This is a genomic window from Streptomyces sp. NPDC001920, from assembly GCF_053594495.1.
Genome location: NZ_JBSFEP010000007.1, coordinates 281,595 through 299,219 on the forward strand (window position 1 = coordinate 281,595; position 17,625 = coordinate 299,219).

The window sequence follows — 17,625 nt, forward strand, 5'->3', positions numbered from 1 at the left end:
AAGGGGGCCGCTGCCCCGAGGGCACCGGTGAACACGAGAACGGCTCCCTTTCCCCTGTCCGTGTCCCCCTGGCCGCGCCAGGTGATCAGCTCGAATGGTGACTGGAACGGTCGGACGCTTCGTTCGCGGCACGGCGGTACTCGGCGTTGATGCGCTGAGCTTCCTCAAGCTGGTCCTCGAGGATGACGATGCGGCAAGCGGCCTCGATCGGGGTTCCCCTGTCGACGAGCTCGCGGGCGCGGGCGGCGATCCTCAGTTGGTAGCGGGAGTAGCGGCGATGTCCGCCCTCCGACCGCAGCGGAGTGATCAGACGAGCCTCACCGATGGCTCGTAGGAAGGCAGGGGTGGTGCCGAGCATTTCGGCGGCCCGGCCCATGGTGTACGCGGGGTAGTCGTCGTCGTCCAGACGACCGTTGAGCGGAGTATCTGCTGCCATGTCACCTCGTTGTTGCAACGCGTCGAGGGGCCCTGGTGCCGTACGGCACCAGGGCCCCGAAGGAAATTCAACACCATCCGTCGGCGCTGATGCTCTGCCGACCTACTGTTTCCGCTACCCGGCCCCGCGAGGGGAGGGGTGCGGGGATCGCGGCTGCGTGACCGGGGACCACCATCCATTCCGGGGTCTTGCGGTACCCGGACCGAGAGCTTCCCGGCCGGGCGATCCTGATGGCGTCTGCTCCTCCGTCCTTTCTCTTGACCGACCACTTTGGTGAACGGGTACTGCGGTACTGCTCGGTGATGCGTTCGGCAGCCCCTCGACCTGCGGGCTGCCCAGTGCGGCTCTCAGTCCCGTCACCGCTCTGCGAACACCTTGGCTTCGGAGCTCCAGAGCCGCACTGACCTGCGAACTTACGTACTGCGACCCGCCAGTTCGTGTCTGTCGGGTCTCGCTTGACCGTGTCAACAAGAAAAAGGCTAACCGCGCCAGAGGCCTATGTCTACTCTGGCAAGAGTAGATTTTGATACTCGCAGGACACAGGTCTCCTATGGCCTGCGATGACGGGTGCAACACGTCGCAGTGGGCGGCGAAAGCGCGGCCGGGAGCCCTGCGATCCCGCAGGCCGCGACCGTCTCGGCCCCTGCGGGTATGAGGCGCCGCTTCGTCCCTCCCTCTAGGCCAGGGGCTTCGCCCCGGGCGGCGGCGATACGACGGTGAGGGCCCTGCCGACGCGCGTCGGCAGGGCCCTCACCGGGTCCTTGATGGCGGTTTCCCGCCTGTGTTCACACCTACGGGGTGGCGGTGCCCCCGAGCAGCGCCGCAGCGGTCTGCAGCGGGGAGGGGGCACCCACCGGCGCGGTGCCGGGGCGGGCATGGCAGGTGAAACCGAGGCGGGTCATGGCCCGGACGACTTCGCCGCCGGTGAAATCGCGGTGGTCCTGTCGCGTGACGACCTGGCCCACTTGCTTGACCGGGTAGCGGCGGCGGCCGATGGTCACGGACTCACCCGTGACGAGTTCGGGAGTGATGCCCTTCATCGAGGCCAGCACCCCGTTCTTGGTGAGCTCGAACGGGTACCGGGCGATGACACAGCGCATGATGCCTCACACAGGAGAAGGGGAACGGCCGAACGGGTGAAGCGGATCAGCGGGCGAGGGTGAGAACGCCCGGGGTCCGGCCGTGCTCTCCGACGAGGGCATCAGGCCGAGCACGGGGCGCGGTGAACGGTCCGTCGAGGATGTCCCGTAGCCGGATCCGGTCCGTATAGGTGGGGCTGCCGCGGAGAACGGTGAGCCGGGCCAGGGTGATCAGGCCCGTGCTCTGGTCGTCCCCGTCGCACAGGACGAGGTGGTCGACGCGGGCTCCGGCCATGAGGGACAGAGCCACCTCGACCGTCATGTCGTCACGGACCCGAGGTCCGGACATGTCCCTGCCATCAGCGACGGGCCTGGGGGAGCGATCGACTGCCTGGTGCTGCGCCTGAACCATCGTCATAGGTGCCTCCTACCTAGCGGAAGAGATGGGCTGGTGATCACAGAGGCTCTAAGCGGCCGAGCCGAAGCCGGGCCGCCGCTGCGCCCCGCGGCGCGCCGCTTCGCCGACGGGCCGGACCTGCCCGGCGCGGCCCCTGCGGCCCCGACGGCCCCGGGACGAGGACGACGCGCCGCGGGGACGTTCCGCGTCCGGCGTGGTGATGACGACCGGGACACCGGAAGGGGCCTGGGCGCCTGTGATGCGGCTCAGCTCCGCCTCGCCCGACCGCACCCGGGCGATCCGGGGGGTGATGCCCGCCGCAGTCATCAGCCGGCTCATGCCGAGACGCTGATCAGGGGTCACCAGGGTGACGACGCTGCCGGACTCGCCCGCACGGGCCGTACGACCGCCGCGGTGCAGATAGTCCTTGTGGTCGCTGGGCGGATCCACGTTGACGACCAGGTCGAGGTTGTCGACGTGGATCCCGCGCGCCGCGACGTTGGTGGCCACCAGTACCGTCACATGCCCGCTCTTGAACTGGGCCAGGGTCCGCGTGCGCTGCGGCTGGGACTTGCCCCCGTGCAGGGCCGCGGCGCGGACACCGTTGTTCAGCAGGTGCTTGGTCAGCCGGTCCACCGCGTGCTTGGTGTCGAGGAACATGATCACTCGACCGTCTCGCGCCGCGATCTCGGTGGTCGTCCGATGCTTGTCCGCGTCGTGAACATGGAGGACGTGGTGCTCCATCGTGGTGACCGCGCCCGCCGACGGGTCGACGGAGTGGACGACCGGGTCCGTCAGGTAGCGGCGGACCAGCAGGTCGACGTTGCGGTCCAGGGTGGCCGAGAAGAGCATCCGCTGCCCGCCGGGACGTACCTGGTCGAGCAGGGCGGTGACCTGGGGCATGAAGCCCATGTCCGCCATCTGGTCGGCCTCGTCGAGGACCGTGACGGCGACATCGTCCAGCCGGCAGTCGCCCCGGTCGATGAGGTCCTTGAGCCGCCCGGGCGTCGCGACGACCACCTCGGCCCCGGCACGCAGCGCACCGGCCTGCCTGCCGATGGACATCCCGCCGACGACGGCGGCCATCCGCAGGCTCACGGAGCGGGCATAAGGAGTGAGCGCGTCGGTGACCTGCTGGGCCAGCTCGCGGGTGGGCACGAGGACGAGGGCGAGCGGCTGCCGCGGCTCGGCACGCCGCCCCGCCGTACGGGCCAGTACGGCGAGGCCGAAGGCGAGGGTCTTGCCCGAGCCGGTGCGGCCACGGCCGAGTACGTCACGGCCGGCCAGGGAGTTCGGCAGGGTCGCCGCCTGGATCGGGAACGGTACGGTCACGCCTTCGTGGCCGAGCGTGGCCACCAGCTGTGCGGGCATCGCGAGATCGGCGAACGAACCGACCGCGGGCAGTGCGGGCGTCATCGTCTTCGGCGGCGCGAACTCGCCTTGTACTCGTCCGGGCTGCCGATTTCCGTAGCTCTTGGAACGGCGCGGGCCACCGGAGCGGTTGGCGCCGACGCCTCCTTGGGAGCGGTCATATGTACGGGATGTGCGGGCACGCTGCATGCGGAACCTTCCTTGATGGGGCACGTGGCAAGGAATTCCCGCAGCAGATGAGCGGCGCAGAGAATACTCGAGACGAGCCGAATTCGATGTAGGGCGAGCCGGAGTGGCGGGGAATGTTTCACCGGTCGGTGACGCGACAAAGACTTCCCGTCGCGCGCCCTGAAAATGCAGCGAGCTGGGGCCCGCACCCCAGAGGTGCGGGCCCCAGCTGCGAAGTATGCGTCAGCGCTCGTGTCAGGCGGGAACGATGTTCTCGGCCGTCGGGCCCTTCTGGCCCTGAGCGATGTCGAACGACACCTTCTGGCCTTCCAGCAGCTCGCGGAAGCCCTGGGTGGCGATGTTCGAGTAGTGCGCGAAGACGTCGGCGCCGCCGCCGTCCTGCTCGATGAAGCCGAAGCCCTTTTCCGCGTTGAACCACTTCACGGTGCCAGTAGCCATTTCATTTCTCCTTCGGAGGCGGTATCAGGAATTCACTCTGTGTGCATTCCGTGTCGCCGTGATGATTACCCCGTCGGAAATGAACCTTCTGGCAACCACACCTGCAACTGAGATCGACAGTAGCACGCTGCGACCGGCCTTGCGCGGTCGATAATTCCGAGTCGGCCGAGGGCGGAGGAATACTCGCCGTGCCCGGCGTCTATTTCTCACGTCGCGGGCATAGATATTGCTCCCCGTGGAGCGGCCTTTCTGTCGTGCGCACTTCCGCCCGCAGCCCCATGACCTCCGCCGACGGGAGGTGTGCCGCTGCCACCCTCATCAGCGGATGGCACAGCGCCGACCGCGCCGAAACTCCACTACCGCGATGAAGGTCACATCCCCGCGAAGAGCGCGACGTCCGGTGGCCGGCAGGCGGTCGGACGGGACCGCCCCGCGCCCGCGCCGCACGTCGGTTCTCGAATGTCAGGGACCCTGAGTGGGTGCGGCCGACTCTTCCTCCTCCTCCATGAATCGGATGCCCTCATGGGTCAGCGAGGCAGTGGCGGGAGTCTTGTGCGATGTCCAGTCGACGGTGATCAGACCCGCGCCGGCCAGGTAGGCGCAGGCCGCGGAGAGGTCGTCGTCGGGAAGGTCGACCTCGTCGCGGAGTGTCGCTCCACTGACCTCGGGACGATTGCGTTCGACTGCCCCGTACAGGGCCCGGAGAATCGCTTTGCGGTACGTCTTGCGTTCGCGGAGTGTCGTCATGGCTGTCGCTCTCGGGCTCGTGGCCGACGGTGCGGGCGCTGACGGGGCGGCAGGCTTCGTAGCCGTCGAAGTCTGTGTCACACCTCGTACGCGTTGCGGCCGGGCTGATCCGCTTGATACCGGCCAGGGCTGGGCGGGCTGTGAGGCGTGCCTCCTCGGCGACGCCACGAGCGGCCACGGAACTGCCGCGCGACGAGGCCGACCTAGGTGTGGCCCGCGGAGGCCGACGGTTCGTCATCCATGCGTACCTCCTGCGGGCGGTGGCGCCGGGAGCAGGTGCAACCGGCGCTTGGAACGTCCGGTATCGGTGTCGCCGCGCTTCCGCACGCGCCCTTTCCTGAAGCGTAATGCCGTGAGTGTGGTTCCCGCCGTCGAAGCAGGCCACGCGGAGTAGCGAGGGACAAGGGTGAGGGGAGTCCCCGTTCTCGCGCCGGTTCCGGAAGATGGGCGGTCCCCTATGACCGGCTCGGATACGCCCTCTCCCCGGCGTCTGCCGAGTGGCCTTCACGCGGCCGTCCGGCCGGGGTGCGGAGTCCGGCCGGGGCGCGGAGCCTCGGACATCGCCAAGTGGTAGAGTCCCGCTCTTCGCCAGGCTCCCCTGCGCGGAGTCCCCTCGGCAGGTCGTACCATGTCCGATCCTCTTGACCCCGATCCGTACACGATGTGGCGGCACGCGCTGGCCGAGGCCGACCGGGTCTTCGCGTCACCTCCCGAGCTCGACGGCCCGGTGGACGGCTGCACTTACTGCACCCCGGAGTCGGAGCTGCGCATTCTCGGTGGCGATCCCGCTGACGTACCAGACGATCTCCTCGGGCATTTCATGCGTGAGGTCGTCAGCCACTGGGAGGCGGACCAGTACCCCGTCCTATGGCGGCGTCTCATGCCGCGTGCCCTGCGCTACTGGGGGCCGGAGGGCCATGGCACCGATCCGTCTGAAGAACTCGGTCATCTCGGCCGGCGCGGGGCCAAGTTCGTCGACTGGCCGGCGCCCGAACGTGCCGCTGTGGAACAAGCCTTCCGAGCACTGCTGGCGATCGCTCTGGTTGACGGCCGGTCCCCTTCGGATATCGCCGACCTCTTGGAAGGCATCGCCCACGCGACGAGTGATATGGAGCCGTGGCTGGAGCACATTGCTGGGCTTGCCGGCCCCGAGGCGGACGCCGGGCTTGTCCGCCTCGCCCTCGACTGGGCGACCGACCTGCTCTGGGAGGAACTCCGGTTCACGTGGTGGGACGACGGCGACCCCCAGGTGATCGCCGCCTGGCTGCCCACCCAGCGAGCCCGCATCGCCGCCTTTGCCGCGCGGCATCCGCGCTGCAAGACCGCGGCCGACGCGCTGATCGCGGTCGACCGACTCCAAGCCGGTGACCACAGCCCGTGGCTGTACCCGTACGGCCCCAAGGAACTCCTCAGGCTGGCCTCATGAGCAGCCTGAGGCAGCGTCCCGCGTCGGAGTCGTCGATCAGCTGCGGATTCCCGTCCGCGAGGCCCTCGCCGGGCAGGGGTACGAGCATCAGCTGGCCGTAGTCCTGCAGCAGCACCTGCGGGCGGCGGCCCCCAAGCGCTCCACCACGTCGGCGACCAAGGGCCCGATGAGATGGGGTGGGAGCTCGTGCGCGCGGTCGAGAACCGTTCCCAGCAGCGCTTCCCCGAAGCTCTCGGAGTGGTTCGTGGGTCGTCCGGGCGTCTTCCCGCTCACCCGCCCTGGGCCGCGCGCATCGCTCACGGCGGTGTGGGACGACGATGAGATCGCTCGTGCCATGGCTCCACCGGGCGTCGACAACCGGACCGGTCGGCCGGTCACGTGAGCCCGACCGCGTCGGGCCTCTCACCTGAGTCCGGGGCCTCCTTCCGACTCCCATGTGGCTTCTCCGCCGAGGCCGCTCTCGGCGAGTTCCAGGATGCGCGGAGCCGACAGCAAATTCTCGGGGTCGGCGGCGGCGGTGAGCAGCCGGGCGGCTGCTCCGGCCGGCTCGTCGGGTGGGATGACCAGTAGTTCCCAGTGTCCCGTTGTGCTGCAGTCCAGGGTGATGGCATGCGCTTCGGAGGCGAGGTCGCTCCGGGCCACCTCGATCACGTGGCCGGGCGCCATCACCTGCTGCGGGGCGTCGGGCCAGCACGCGGGGTCCACGGTGACCCGGGTGACGGTTCCGACGGCCGGGTCCAACGAGCCGACCAGAGCGGGCAGCTCCAGTTCCAGCGCGTCACAGCGCGGCCACCACGCTCCGTCCAGCGGGCCGTGGCTGACGCCGGGCGTGAGACTCAGACGGGGCAAGGGCATCCGGTAGGTGTGCGCGTCACCTGGTGGCGTGCCTTCGGCGGGCTTGGTGGTGGCTTCCATCGTGCGATCCCGTCCCGGGCACCCTGCGGCTGCCCGCGGTTGTCACTCGCCGGGAACGGCCTCGCCGCGGTCGTGCGGCCGAAAGCTCTCGGTGACTGCCAGAATACTCCCGGCCGTGGCGGTCGGAGCGGGGCGCAACCGCCGCGCGGCAGGCGCGTCCGTACCGCCGACGACGGGTGGCATGAGCACCGCGACCGGTACGGCCCGCCGGTTCATCGACCACAACAGCCGTCCCGATCAGCGGCCTGCCGGTGAGCGGCTCTCCACAGGCAGGATCAGCACGCGGGGGGCCACCGGGCCCGGCAGCCCGACGACCTCTCCCATGTTCTGCCAGCCCCAGGACTCGAACGCGGCATGCCCGGCCTGGTCGGCCGGATGGAGCAGGGCGACTCCGAGGGTGGTGTGCCGGTCGGTGAGCAGGCGCTGTTGCAGTCGGCGGGCGATGTCGCGGCGCTGAGCGTGCGGATGGGCGACGACCTGTGTGAGGACGACGAACCGTGCGCAGGTGGTGAGCCGTTGGATGCTCTCCCGCAGCAGTTGGTCGAACCCTCGCCGGCCGGAGCCGTCCGGACCCAGCGGAAAGCCGTAGGCACAACCGACCAGCACCGTCGTCTCGGCGACCAGCAGCGCGAAGCCGGGCCGCCTGGCACTGACGGCCAGGTGGCGCAGGAACTCGCCCCGGCCGTGGAACGCCGCACCGGGGGTGTTCGCGACGGACGCCATGGCCAGGTCCGCGATGTCCTGCTCCACTCCTTCGGTCTGCCAACGGGTCAGCCGGCGCAGGCGGATTCCGTCTTTGAGGACCGGTGTGCGGGCGGTGTCCTCACGCGTCCGCGTCCCGTCGGCCGACGGACCAGGGGAGGCCGCCTCCAAGAGGCCGCGGGGCAGCGCGGGCGGCACCGGATCCGTGGGGGCCGCGAGGAGCAGGGGGGTGGAGCCGGTGACAGCGAGGAGCCGGGTGATCTGCTCGCACGGATGGTGCAACCGCAGAGACGTGTGCACCCGGCCGGCGCGACGTGACATCGACAGGAAGACGTCCAGGCCCCTGGCGTCGCAGGAGCCGACCGTGGTCAGGTCGACGTCGATGACAGTGACGCCGTCGCGCAGACACTGCTCCAGCGCGGCCCGCAGCAACGGTGCCGTGGCCGGGCCGATCGCACCGGCGAGCGTGACGAGAGCCCCCTCCCCTCGGTTCCGCCGGTGGATGTCCAGCCGGGGAAGGACCATCACGCCTCCCCTCGGCGGCAGCGCGGGCCGGTGCCGGTACGCGGTACGCGGGCGGCCATGACGAGCGTGCCTTGCGTGCCTTGAGTTGCTTCGACCGCGGCGGACATGATGCCGACCCGTCTCCGCGCCGACCGCTGGGGTGGCTCGGGGTTCCTCACGCGCCGAGGACGACCCGGCGTGGCGGCCGGAGTACGTGATGCCCTCGGTATCTCAACCGTACGCCGCCCGCGACTGGAAGCGGCTGCGCCGGGGGTTGCCGGGAGTACGGTGGAACGAGTCGAGGGTACTTCGTACTCCGGTGACAGGGCTGGTCTCATCCTCGGCGCGCGGCACGGTAGGGCCGCGCGACACGACACGAGCCGTTACACGGCCCGGGGCAGGTGCCGATATGACCACCGAATCCCTGCAGGCGCACTCATCCTCGACCGAAGACCTTCCTGACGACGCTCCCGCCGAGGGCATGGTCGAGGTGCGCATCGTCTCCACGGACGCCGAAGCGGCCCGGCTCGTCGCGGACGCTCTCCGGCTGCTGTTCGCCGGGGGCGAGCAGCGCAGCTATCCGGCGTTCACGTCGGGGCGAGGGACGCGTCTGCACCTCACGCTCGACCCCGCGCGGGGCGCCGGCCCACTCCGCTCCTGGCTGGACGTCAGCAGACCGCCCGTCGACCGGACGCATCCGGGCGAGACCGTGTGACGCGTGCACCTTCCGGGCTGCGGTCGGCGCCCGCCGGACCGGCCACCGCCCGCCGCATCCCCGACCGTGGCGGGTCCACCGTCCGCACCAGCCCAGGAGCTCTCATGACGACCACCTCTTCGCTCCACCAGCCTTCCGCCCGGCTGCGGCTGGAAGCGGAGCGTCGCCCGGGCGGCTCGGCCCGTCGTATCGACGGGGCCTGGTGGCCGCGGTCGTACGACCTGACTGCCGAACTGCCCGGACTGCTCGCCGGGTTGCCGCACCACTGGGGACACATCAGCAGTGTCCTCGTGAACGGGACGATGTGGTCGCTGCCCGGGGACGGGATGCTGGTCGCGGACCGGATGGTGCACGTGCGTCGGACGGACTCGCCGCGAGTCGAACACACCGTCTGCCTGCTCGCTCCGGGACACGGCCGCTGGGACCTGCTCGTCGTGCCACCGGCCGCAACGGAGACGGAAGCCGAGCGATTCATGGATACGGCGACAGCGGCCGACCCGCTCGGGGAGCACACTGCCTGACCGTTGGACAGTTGCCGTGCGGCGGGCGCCGGCTGACGCCTCTCGCGCATGGGATCGCAGGCCGTAGGAGCGCACGCGCACTGTTTCAGGGTCCTCTGGCGGTGGCTGCTCGTGCTCGCCGAACCAGGCAGCGTCGGTAGTGCACCAAAGTGCCCGCGCAGGCGGAGCAGGCATCGAGTCGTTCCTGCCGGAGCTTCACGCGCCGCGTGAACCGATGACTCGGTAAGAGGGCGATTTCGCAGACGCCGGCGCGCGTGGCACCAGGAGTAGCGTGGCAGGTGCGAGGCGGTCCCGTTGTCGCACCTGCCCTACAGACGGGTGGTCCTCATGACCAGCTCGGACACACCTCCTGTTCCCGGGCGTCTGCCCAGCGGTGTCCACGAGGCCGTGCGGCCGGGTTGTGCGCTGCTCCGGCTGGAGACGACCGCATCACGTGAAGGTGTCCTCGATGGCGCGTGGTGGCCGCGCTCGCGCGACATGGGCGCCGAGCTGCCCGCGCTGCTGAGTGCCCTCATCGCCCACCTCGGCCCCGTGACCCGCGTGGGGCTGGACACCGCAGCTTGGGAAAGTCTCCCGACGCGCATCCTCGTGGACGACCGCGTGGTGCACATCGATTCCTTCTCGGTCGGTGACGACACGGTCCTGATCACCCGGGGCGACCGGGACGTCTTCTCGCTCCTGGTGGTCCCGCCGGACGCGGCACCGGAAGCCGCCCGCATCGCGATGGCCCAGGCGGTCCGGGCGGACAACACCAGCCGGGCGGAACAGATCCTCATCGACACCGGGAGCGGGCGCGGTTCGTCGGGCTGACCGGTCACCGCCGGGCTCGACCGGCGCAACGGTGTCGGACGGCGGGGGCGAGGTCAGCCGCGCCACTCGACCATGAGCAGGGTCGCGTCCTGACCCTGCTCGTCGCCGGAATCGCTCTGATCGCCATCGGGGCGGGCATCGACGGCATCCTCTGTCTGTCCTCCGCCGGCGTACTGCTCCTCATCGCCGATCTGCTCTACCTGGCGGCCCGCTCCCTGCGGGGCTCCCCTCGACGCCCGGCCCGCTGAGGCCGCGCCCCTCCCAGTCTCGTCGCACGGAGCAGACGGTCGGAGCCCGTATCCGCGAGCAGTTGTTCGGTCTGCGGGGAGGGGTGGTGCAGCCGCAGGGACGCGTGGGTCTCGGCGGCGTGCCGTGACACGTCGAGGAAGACGCGCAGGCCGCTGCGGTCACAGCGGTCGACGGTGGTCAGATCGACGTCGATGAGGGCGATGCCGTCCTGCAGGCACCGCTCCAGAGCGGCGCGCACCCGGGGCGCGGTGGCGGGGTCGATCACGCCGGCCAGGGTGACCAGTGCCCGCCTGTCCCGGTCGTGCCGGTAGATGGTCAACTGCGGAAGAGTCATGACGCCTCGGCTCAGATGTTGCTCAGCTGCCTCGGTCCACGGATCCCGGCCGCTCCTCGCGCTGCCCAGGGCCCGGGTGTACGCCCCGGGCAGCGTTCGCGTCGCCGCGGACTGAGCCGACGGTTCAGAGGCGCGGCCAGGTGGCTGGTGGGACGCCCGGATGATCACCAGTAGTGCGTGGTGTGTGGTGCGGCGCGCCATGGCCGCGGCGGCCGGGCCGGGGGGCGCTGTACCGGTACGCGGCGATCCTGTCGGCGTGCTGGAGGTTGAGCCGGTGGATCACGTACGCCGCCACTGCGATGAGGACCACGAAGGCGGCGACTGTCAGGAAGACGTCCATGGCGGCACCTCACATACCGATGATCAGCCGGCTGGCCCGGTCGGGCGGACCGCTCTGGTGGGGAACGGCTACGGACATCGCGGAGGCGCCGCCCTCGTACTCCCAGGCCTCGTCCGGGTCCAGTGGCCGGTCGGCCGCCAAGACGCCGTGCCGGGCCTTGTCCGCGGCGATGAGCGCGCTCGCGGTCAGGGGCGGGCCGTCGTGGTCGGACGCGGCAGCCATCAGCCGGGCCGCCGACTCAGCCCCGGTCTCCGGCGGGATGACCAGGAGATCCCAGCGGCCGGTGCCGTAGGAGAGCAGCAGCAGCTTGTGCGGGTCGATCTCCGGGGTGAACCAGCCGACCTTGACGATGTGGCCGTCCACGGGAACCTGGCGGGGGATGACCGGCCAGTGTTCCGGGTTGACGGCGATGCGGGTGACGCGGCCCCACAAGGAGTCCAACACGTCGGTGAGTGCCGGCAGTTCGCTCAGCAGATCACGGGAGCGGGGCCACCAGGCTCCGTCCAGGAGTCCGCGGGAGGTGCCGTCGGTCTTCAGCGCGAGACGCGCGGCCGGGGCTGCGACGGACTCGGGGTGCGGCAGGGCTGGGTAAAAGGTCGCGGACATGATGCGGACCCGTCTCCGGGCCGCCTCTGCGGCGGCCCGGGTTTCATCTTTCGCCGAGGACGACCTGGCGTGGAAGCCGGTGTGCGAGATGCCCTCGGTACTGTCCAAGCTACTCCGCGTTTCGCTGCGGCGTGGAGCAGCGGCCACATGGATTGGATACCGGCCGGATGATCTCCCGGCAAGTGCCTCAGCGCGTGCCGGGAGTCCCCGTCCTTCGGACGCGGCCGGCGCCACGGTGTCGGACGGCGGGGGCGAGAGGTCAGCCGCGCCACTCCACCATGTGCCGGAGTCGCCGATCAGGCAGAGCGGCTGCCCCTTCTTCGCCCATTCGCAGGTGGCCAGGGTGTGCACGACGGCGGCATCGATGTCGGCGTTGGCGTCGAAGTCGAACTCCCGCAACGACTTCTGCCTAGCGAAGGCCGCTGCCTTGATCCTGCGCTCGGAACGGCGCCGGGCCCGGTCGTCACCCCCGGCCAGCAGCAGCTCGGCGAGGCCCACCACGGCCGAGACGTACACGAGCCTGCTCCCCGAGGCCCACCTCGCCACAGCCGAGGCAGCGGCCCGGCTCGTACCGCGCGCCCGCGCCACCTCCGAGAACACCGCCCCCGAAGCGGAGCCCGAGCCCGACGACGCGGAGCATCCCGGCCCGGAGTCCGTGCCGGATGATGCTGATCCGTTGGGAGCAATTCCGGAGATCAACTCTCCGTCCGCTCACGCTCCGCTCACGCAAACGGCCCCGGACGAGGAGTCCAAGGCCGAATAGGAACCCTCCCTGGGGGAGAAACCCCAGGTCAGGGCTGTAAAGCGTTGTGTCCCCGGCAGGATTCGAACCTGCGACACCCGCTTTAGGAGTTTTCTCCGAACGGGCCTGCGACCTGCTGAAACGCTCGCTTCAGGCCGCCTGGCCTGGGAAAACACTCCTCTGTAGTTCTCGTGTGTTCACGGGGTTTCCCGGCCTCATGTGTGCTGGATCCGTTCCGGCTGGGGCCGGTCGGTAGAGGGCGATTTCGGAGACGTCGGCGCGCGTGGCACCAGGAGTAGCGTGGCAGGTGCGAGGCGGTCCCGTTGTCGCACCTGCCCTACAGACGGGTGGTCCTCATGACCAGCTCGGATACACCTCCTGTTCCCCGGCGTCTGCCCAGCGGTGTCCACGAGGCCGTGCGGCCGGGTTGTGCGCTTCTCCGGCTGGAGACGACCGCATCACGTGAAGGTGTCCTCGATGGTGCGTGGTGGCCGCGCTCGCGCGACATGGGCGCCGAGCTGCCCGCGCTGCTGAGTGCCCTCATCGCCCATCTCGGCCCTGTGGCCCGCGTGGGGTTGGACACCGCAGCTTGGGAAGGTCTCCCGACGCGCATCCTCGTGGACGACCGCGTGGTGCACATCGATTCCTTCCCGGTCGGTGACGACACGGTCCTGATCACCCGGGGCGACCGGGACATCTTCTCGCTCCTGGTGGTCCCGCCGGACGCGGCACCGGACGCCGCCCGCACCGCGATGGCCCAGGCGGTCCTGGCGGACAACATCAGCCAGGCGGAACAGATCCTCATCGACACCGGGAGCGGGCGCGGTTCGTCGGGCTGACGGATCACCGCCGGGCTCGACGGCGCAACGGTGTCGGACGGCGGGGCGAGGTCAGCCGCGCCACTGCAGCCGTCGTGCTCTTCGCGGTGCTCCGCGCGGACCGGGGCGTGTCGACGGTGGCCACATCACGGCCTCCGACGGCTCCGGCAGGGTCTCTCAGATGGGGACACGTGCCTGCCGGAGCGGTGCTCCGGCACGGTGGAGACTGGCGAGGGCCAACCGGTAGGAGGCGACCAACCCGGTTTCCACGTAGTCCACACCCAGTTCCTGGCAGTGGCGCCGCACGATGGTCCGGGCCCTGCGCAGGTTGGGGCTGGGCATGCTGGGGAACAGGTGGTGCTCGATCTGGTGGTTCAGCCCGCCCAGTGCGATGTCGGTGAGCATGCCGCCGCGCACGTTGCGTGAGGTGAGCACCTGGCGACGGAGGAAGTCCGGGCGGTCCTCGCCTGTCAGGATCGGCATGCCCTTGTGGTTGGGCGCGAAGAGGGAGCCCAGGTAGACGCCGAACAGGCACTGGTGGACGGCGAGGAAGGCGATCGCCATGCCGGGCGGCAGCAGCCACAGCAGCACGGTCAGGTAGAGCACGAAGTGCGTGAACAGCAGGACGCCGTCGAGCGTGCGGTGCTTCAGCGAACGATTGGCCAGTGCCTTCACGCTCGACACGTGCAGGTTGAAGCCCTCCAGGGTGAGGAGCGGGAAGAACAGGAACGCCTGCCAGCGGCCGATCAGGCGGGGGAGCCCCTTGGCCGCCCGCGCCTGGTCCTGGGACCAGACCAGCAGGTCGGGGTCGAGGTCGGGGTCGAGTTCCTCGTGGTTGGGGTTGGCGTGGTGGCGGGTGTGCTTGTCCTGCCACCAGCCGTAGCCCATCCCGATACCGGCACCGGCGATCCGTCCGGACACCTCGCTGGCCCGGCGTCGGCGGAACACCTGGCGGTGCGCCGCGTCATGGGCGAGCAGGGCGACCTGGCCGAAGACAACGCCAAGGAACGCGGCGACCGCCAGAGTCCACCAACTGTCGCCGATGAGCGCGACGGCGGCCCACCCACTGACGTAGAGCCCGGCCACCACCGTGGTCCGCAGCGCGTAGTAGCCGGGACGGCGCCCCAGCAGCCCGGCGGCGGCGATCTTTTTCGACAGGCGGGCGAAGTCACTTCCGGACGCCTCCGAGGGCGGGGGGCGGACCGCGGTGTTACTGCTCATGATGGTGAAACTCTCTCCGAAGAAGGGCCGAGTGGCCCGGCGCCGCCCCGGGAGCCGCTGGACCGGGCCGCAGGCAGGGCTTTTCGTCCTCCGTGGTTGCGGGACACATCACACGACCACGGAGCTGGGAGGCGTCTGCTTCGTCCGTCAGCGGCTGCTGCGCAGGCCCTCTGTTTCTAGCGGGTACCCCGCCGCAGGCGTCTCACACCGTGTCAGACGGGGCCTCCGGAGCGGTCCGCGTGCATGTCGGCAGACAGAACCGACTCCGGCCGGTGAAGCGGATCTGCTGATCGCTGATGAGTGCTCGACGCCTGTCCGGTCAAGCCGCGGTCTCGGTGATGAGGACGGCAACGGTGACCGGGCCCGGGGCGTCGGTGGTCGCCGCGTCGGCCACGGCGGCCCGGACGGTGCGCGCGACTTCCAGAGGATGGTGTCCAGGGGCGACCGCGAGGTGGACCTCGACACGCCGGCCGGGTGGGTCGGCATGGTCCTCCATCTTGACCGGGCGGCTCCCCAGCACGGTTGTGAGGCCGGCGACGCCCGGAACACCCGTTGCGACGTCCGCCAGATCCCCGGGCCTTCGCGGGGAGCCCGCTCCGGTCACGGGGAGCGAGCTCCGTGCGGCTGCGGTCCTTGCTGCGGCTGTGCTTTGCGGCGTGAGCGTCATGGATCTCACAACGGTCCGCGTCTCCGTAGCTGTCTGCGGGGCCTCATGGAGATCCGTGACGCGCAGGTCGGCTGCCACGGTGGCCAGGCCGAGCCGTCGAGCGGCCGTGTCCAGCAGTCTGCTCCTCAACTGGTCGGCGGTTTCGGGCAGTGGCTCCCCGAGTGATGCCGAAAAGGCGGCTTCGATCCTGAGCGGGCCCGGCGGCATCGCGCTGGCCGGCGGACGGACGGCCGGCTCGGATACGGATTCGAGCGGCGCCGGCCCGATGCGCAGAGACTCCAGCCGCACCCCGGGAATCTCGTTCGCGGCCCGCCTGAGGGTCTGGACGGCCGCTTGCTCGGTGATCCAAGCCCCGTCGGCGGGCCCGCCCAGCGGGAGCAGCCGGCCCAGGCCGAACTGGTGCCGTACCGCCTGCGTCCCTGCTTCGGTCTTCACCGGCCTCGCACCCTCTTTCAGGTGACTTGTCGGACCCTCGTGCCTCGCAGTGTTCAATTCCGGCAATGCGCCCTAATGTAAGTATAATTGTATAAAAGAGAGCCAGGTGGGCCTCTAAGGGAGGAATATCCCGATGACCGAGATCACCGCCGTAAGGCGCAGTGGCGCTCCCGCTTCTCGTGGCCGGACGACGGTCGCCGATGTGGTGGTGGAGAAGATCGCCGGAATGGCAGCACGGGACGTGCGCGGCGTGCATGCCCTGGGCAGCGGATTCGCGCGCTCAATGGGATCCATGCGGGAGCGGATGCCCGGCGCAGGCAGCGGCAAGTCCGTCACACGCGGGGTCAGCGTCGAGGTCGGAGAGAAGCAGGCGGCCATCGACCTGGAGATCGTCGTCGACTACGGCGTCTCCATCACGGACGTGGCCGGTGAGGTGCGGGAGAACGTGATCTCCGCGGTGGAGCGGATGGCGGATCGCGAAGTCGTCGAAGTCAACATCACGGTCAGCGATGTGAAGCTCCCCGACGAGGAGGACGAAGGGGAAGAGCGGCAGCGGATCCAGTAGCCGGGGCGCAGCAGCCCGCGTGAGCGAAGGAGCGCGTGATGAGCAGAGCCGTGGTGGGCCTGATGGCCGGGATGGCGCTGGGTTTCGCCGCGTATTTCGGTGACTTCTGGGCTTTCCTGCTGGTGCTGGGGCTGGGTGTCGTCGGACTCGTGGTCGGGCGGTTCATGGAAGGCGATCTCGAACCGGGCGACTTCGTCCGCCGCCGGGACCGGCAGGAGCGGATCCGAGATGACCGGCGACGGGCACGGGGAGACTGGCGGCAGTGACCGGTGAAGCCAATCGGCGTCCGGGCATTCCCCGTGGGGAGCGTGGTGCGATCACCATCGCCGACCGGGTCGTTGCGAAGATCGCTTCCCACGTGGCGCGCGAGGCGCTGAGCCGGTTCACCGACTCGGTCGACCACGTACCACCCGGCCGCCGGATGCCACGCGTGACCACTTCCGTGCGGCGGGCACCGGAGCGGGATACCGCAGGACGAGGCGCCGAGGCTGTCGGCGGACGGCAGGCGGCGCTCGGCGAGGCACGGATGCGCATCACCGTCGAGCTCGGCTATCCGTCCGACATCGGGGCGCAGTGCGCCGCAGTGCGCCGGGAGGTTACCGAACGGCTCAGGACATGGGCCGGCATGGAGGTGTCCGACCTTGCGGTGTCGGTCGAGAGGCTGCACTCGGTGCATACGCGCCACACGGACCAGGAGAGGGTGAGATGAGCGCGAACACCTGGCGGCAGCCGACCGGTGACAGCGACCTTCCCCCCGAACCCGGACAGGCAGCTCCGTCCGCCGACGGCACCCCGGGGGCGGGCTCGGGCGCGACGGCGGCGATCGATGAACCAGGCCGGTCGGCGCGCCGTTTCTGGTCAACGCGGCGGATTCCCGCGGCCGTGGTGGCCCTGCTGTCCGCCGCGGCCATCGGATTGCTCCTGTACGACGTGGTCTCGGTCCGGGCAGGTCGGTCTGCGATGCGCTGGCGGCTGCGGCTCGCCGAGGAACTGGCCACACGGCCACTGGATGACATCTGGGTGATCGTCGGGGCCGCAGTGGCGATGGCCCTCGGCCTGTGGCTGTTCCTGCTGGCGGTGACGCCGGGACTGCGCAGGCTGCTGCCCATGCGCCAGCCCACCGGTATCCCTGGGACAGGGGAGGTCCGCGCCGGGCTCGACCGCCGCGCGGCCGCCCTGGTTCTGCGCGACCGGGCCGTGCAGGTGCCCGGTGTCCAGTCGGCACGCGTCGCTGTCGGCCGCCGGAAGGTCAAAGCCCGGGCGCGCGCCCATTTCCGCGAACTCGAGGACGTCCGCGCGGACCTGGACAGCGAGCTGGGCCAAGCCGTGACGTCCTTGGGACTCGCCCGGCAACCCACGCTGACCGTGCGCGTCCGGCGTCCGAAGAAGGGCTGAGGT

General features: G+C 70.1%; 22 protein-coding genes and 2 pseudogenes. 9 read left to right on the forward strand and 15 right to left on the reverse strand.

The window, feature by feature from the left end; translation table 11 throughout:
- Positions 1-85: 85 nt before the first annotated feature.
- The 6 genes from ACWCPI_RS14650 to ACWCPI_RS14675 all read right to left on the reverse strand — a co-directional run bounded on the left by ACWCPI_RS14650 (position 86) and on the right by ACWCPI_RS14675 (position 4,657).
- Positions 86-436, reverse strand: a complete 351-nt coding sequence (locus tag ACWCPI_RS14650; RefSeq protein ID WP_451038458.1) for a MerR family transcriptional regulator — start codon at positions 434-436, stop codon at positions 86-88.
- Positions 437-1,227: 791 nt separating this feature from the next.
- Positions 1,228-1,536: an SCO5918 family protein gene (locus tag ACWCPI_RS14655; RefSeq protein ID WP_451038459.1), complete on the reverse strand. Its 309-nt coding sequence runs from the start codon at positions 1,534-1,536 to the stop codon at positions 1,228-1,230.
- A 46-nt stretch (positions 1,537-1,582) separates the two neighbouring features.
- Positions 1,583-1,933: a CBS domain-containing protein gene (locus ACWCPI_RS14660; RefSeq protein ID WP_451038460.1), complete on the reverse strand. Its 351-nt coding sequence runs from the start codon at positions 1,931-1,933 to the stop codon at positions 1,583-1,585.
- Between the two features lie 48 nt (positions 1,934-1,981).
- Positions 1,982-3,472: a DEAD/DEAH box helicase gene (locus ACWCPI_RS14665; RefSeq protein ID WP_451038461.1), complete on the reverse strand. Its 1,491-nt coding sequence runs from the start codon at positions 3,470-3,472 to the stop codon at positions 1,982-1,984.
- Between the two features lie 234 nt (positions 3,473-3,706).
- Positions 3,707-3,910: a cold-shock protein gene (locus ACWCPI_RS14670; protein WP_028799214.1), complete on the reverse strand. Its 204-nt coding sequence runs from the start codon at positions 3,908-3,910 to the stop codon at positions 3,707-3,709.
- A 462-nt stretch (positions 3,911-4,372) separates the two neighbouring features.
- Positions 4,373-4,657: a hypothetical protein gene (locus ACWCPI_RS14675; protein ID WP_451038462.1), complete on the reverse strand. Its 285-nt coding sequence runs from the start codon at positions 4,655-4,657 to the stop codon at positions 4,373-4,375.
- A gap of 628 nt (positions 4,658-5,285) precedes the next feature.
- Between ACWCPI_RS14675 and ACWCPI_RS14680 the strand changes: the two genes are divergently transcribed.
- The gene (locus ACWCPI_RS14680; RefSeq protein ID WP_451038463.1) at positions 5,286-6,083 is read left to right on the forward strand and encodes a hypothetical protein; all 798 of its coding nucleotides are present in this window, start codon (positions 5,286-5,288) and stop codon (positions 6,081-6,083) included.
- 10 nt (positions 6,084-6,093) lie between these two features.
- Here the strand turns inward: ACWCPI_RS14680 and ACWCPI_RS14685 are convergent.
- The 3 genes and pseudogenes from ACWCPI_RS14685 to ACWCPI_RS14695 form a co-directional block, all read right to left on the reverse strand.
- Positions 6,094-6,356 (reverse strand): annotated as a pseudogene (locus tag ACWCPI_RS14685) (serine/threonine-protein phosphatase); the annotation flags it as partial.
- A 129-nt stretch (positions 6,357-6,485) separates the two neighbouring features.
- The gene (locus ACWCPI_RS14690) at positions 6,486-6,998 is read right to left on the reverse strand and encodes a DUF5994 family protein (protein WP_451038464.1); all 513 of its coding nucleotides are present in this window, start codon (positions 6,996-6,998) and stop codon (positions 6,486-6,488) included.
- Between the two features lie 237 nt (positions 6,999-7,235).
- Positions 7,236-8,225 carry an STAS domain-containing protein gene (locus ACWCPI_RS14695; RefSeq protein WP_451038465.1) on the reverse strand — a complete coding sequence of 330 codons (990 nt, stop codon included), beginning with the start codon at positions 8,223-8,225 and terminating at the stop codon, positions 7,236-7,238.
- Between the two features lie 388 nt (positions 8,226-8,613).
- Between ACWCPI_RS14695 and ACWCPI_RS14700 the strand changes: the two genes are divergently transcribed.
- The 3 genes from ACWCPI_RS14700 to ACWCPI_RS14710 all read left to right on the forward strand — a co-directional run bounded on the left by ACWCPI_RS14700 (position 8,614) and on the right by ACWCPI_RS14710 (position 10,250).
- On the forward strand, positions 8,614-8,919 hold the full coding sequence (locus ACWCPI_RS14700; protein ID WP_451038466.1) for a hypothetical protein: 306 nt from the start codon (positions 8,614-8,616) through the stop codon (positions 8,917-8,919).
- A 104-nt stretch (positions 8,920-9,023) separates the two neighbouring features.
- A complete protein-coding gene (locus tag ACWCPI_RS14705; RefSeq protein ID WP_451038467.1) occupies positions 9,024-9,440 on the forward strand; it encodes a DUF5994 family protein in 417 nt (138 codons plus the stop codon).
- Positions 9,441-9,767: 327 nt separating this feature from the next.
- Positions 9,768-10,250, forward strand: a complete 483-nt coding sequence (locus tag ACWCPI_RS14710; RefSeq protein ID WP_451038468.1) for a DUF5994 family protein — start codon at positions 9,768-9,770, stop codon at positions 10,248-10,250.
- Positions 10,251-10,446: 196 nt separating this feature from the next.
- Here the strand turns inward: ACWCPI_RS14710 and ACWCPI_RS14715 are convergent, their stop codons facing one another.
- The 4 genes and pseudogenes from ACWCPI_RS14715 to ACWCPI_RS14730 form a co-directional block, all read right to left on the reverse strand.
- A complete protein-coding gene (locus tag ACWCPI_RS14715; RefSeq protein WP_451038469.1) occupies positions 10,447-10,833 on the reverse strand; it encodes an STAS domain-containing protein in 387 nt (128 codons plus the stop codon).
- A 124-nt stretch (positions 10,834-10,957) separates the two neighbouring features.
- On the reverse strand, positions 10,958-11,173 hold the full coding sequence (locus tag ACWCPI_RS14720; protein WP_451038470.1) for a hypothetical protein: 216 nt from the start codon (positions 11,171-11,173) through the stop codon (positions 10,958-10,960).
- Between the two features lie 9 nt (positions 11,174-11,182).
- Complete coding sequence (locus tag ACWCPI_RS14725; RefSeq protein ID WP_451038532.1) at positions 11,183-11,887, reverse strand: DUF5994 family protein; 705 nt, start codon at positions 11,885-11,887, stop codon at positions 11,183-11,185.
- 171 nt (positions 11,888-12,058) lie between these two features.
- Positions 12,059-12,271: pseudogene (locus ACWCPI_RS14730) on the reverse strand (ATP-binding protein); the annotation flags it as partial.
- Positions 12,272-12,877: 606 nt separating this feature from the next.
- Between ACWCPI_RS14730 and ACWCPI_RS14735 the strand changes: the two are divergent.
- The gene (locus ACWCPI_RS14735; protein ID WP_086698444.1) at positions 12,878-13,360 is read left to right on the forward strand and encodes a DUF5994 family protein; all 483 of its coding nucleotides are present in this window, start codon (positions 12,878-12,880) and stop codon (positions 13,358-13,360) included.
- Positions 13,361-13,516: 156 nt separating this feature from the next.
- On the opposite strand, the gene ACWCPI_RS14740 is transcribed toward ACWCPI_RS14735, so the two are convergent.
- The gene (locus ACWCPI_RS14740) at positions 13,517-14,560 is read right to left on the reverse strand and encodes a fatty acid desaturase family protein (RefSeq protein WP_126392891.1); all 1,044 of its coding nucleotides are present in this window, start codon (positions 14,558-14,560) and stop codon (positions 13,517-13,519) included.
- 319 nt (positions 14,561-14,879) lie between these two features.
- The gene (locus ACWCPI_RS14745; protein ID WP_451038471.1) at positions 14,880-15,662 is read right to left on the reverse strand and encodes a hypothetical protein; all 783 of its coding nucleotides are present in this window, start codon (positions 15,660-15,662) and stop codon (positions 14,880-14,882) included.
- A 133-nt stretch (positions 15,663-15,795) separates the two neighbouring features.
- Between ACWCPI_RS14745 and ACWCPI_RS14750 the strand changes: the two genes are divergently transcribed.
- Genes ACWCPI_RS14750 through ACWCPI_RS14765 form a run of 4 tightly spaced genes read left to right on the forward strand, consistent with a single transcriptional unit; the run spans position 15,796 to position 17,622 of the window.
- A complete protein-coding gene (locus tag ACWCPI_RS14750; protein ID WP_451038472.1) occupies positions 15,796-16,227 on the forward strand; it encodes an Asp23/Gls24 family envelope stress response protein in 432 nt (143 codons plus the stop codon).
- 38 nt (positions 16,228-16,265) lie between these two features.
- On the forward strand, positions 16,266-16,493 hold the full coding sequence (locus ACWCPI_RS14755; RefSeq protein ID WP_055539113.1) for a hypothetical protein: 228 nt from the start codon (positions 16,266-16,268) through the stop codon (positions 16,491-16,493).
- Positions 16,490-16,936 (forward strand): Asp23/Gls24 family envelope stress response protein, encoded by a 447-nt coding sequence (locus tag ACWCPI_RS14760; RefSeq protein WP_242782221.1) that lies wholly within the window; start codon positions 16,490-16,492, stop codon positions 16,934-16,936. Before ACWCPI_RS14755 ends, ACWCPI_RS14760 begins: the two co-directional genes overlap by 4 nt.
- Complete coding sequence (locus ACWCPI_RS14765) at positions 16,933-17,622, forward strand: DUF6286 domain-containing protein (RefSeq protein WP_055539111.1); 690 nt, start codon at positions 16,933-16,935, stop codon at positions 17,620-17,622. The genes ACWCPI_RS14760 and ACWCPI_RS14765 overlap by 4 nt, the downstream gene beginning before the upstream one ends.
- Positions 17,623-17,625 lie beyond the last annotated feature (3 nt).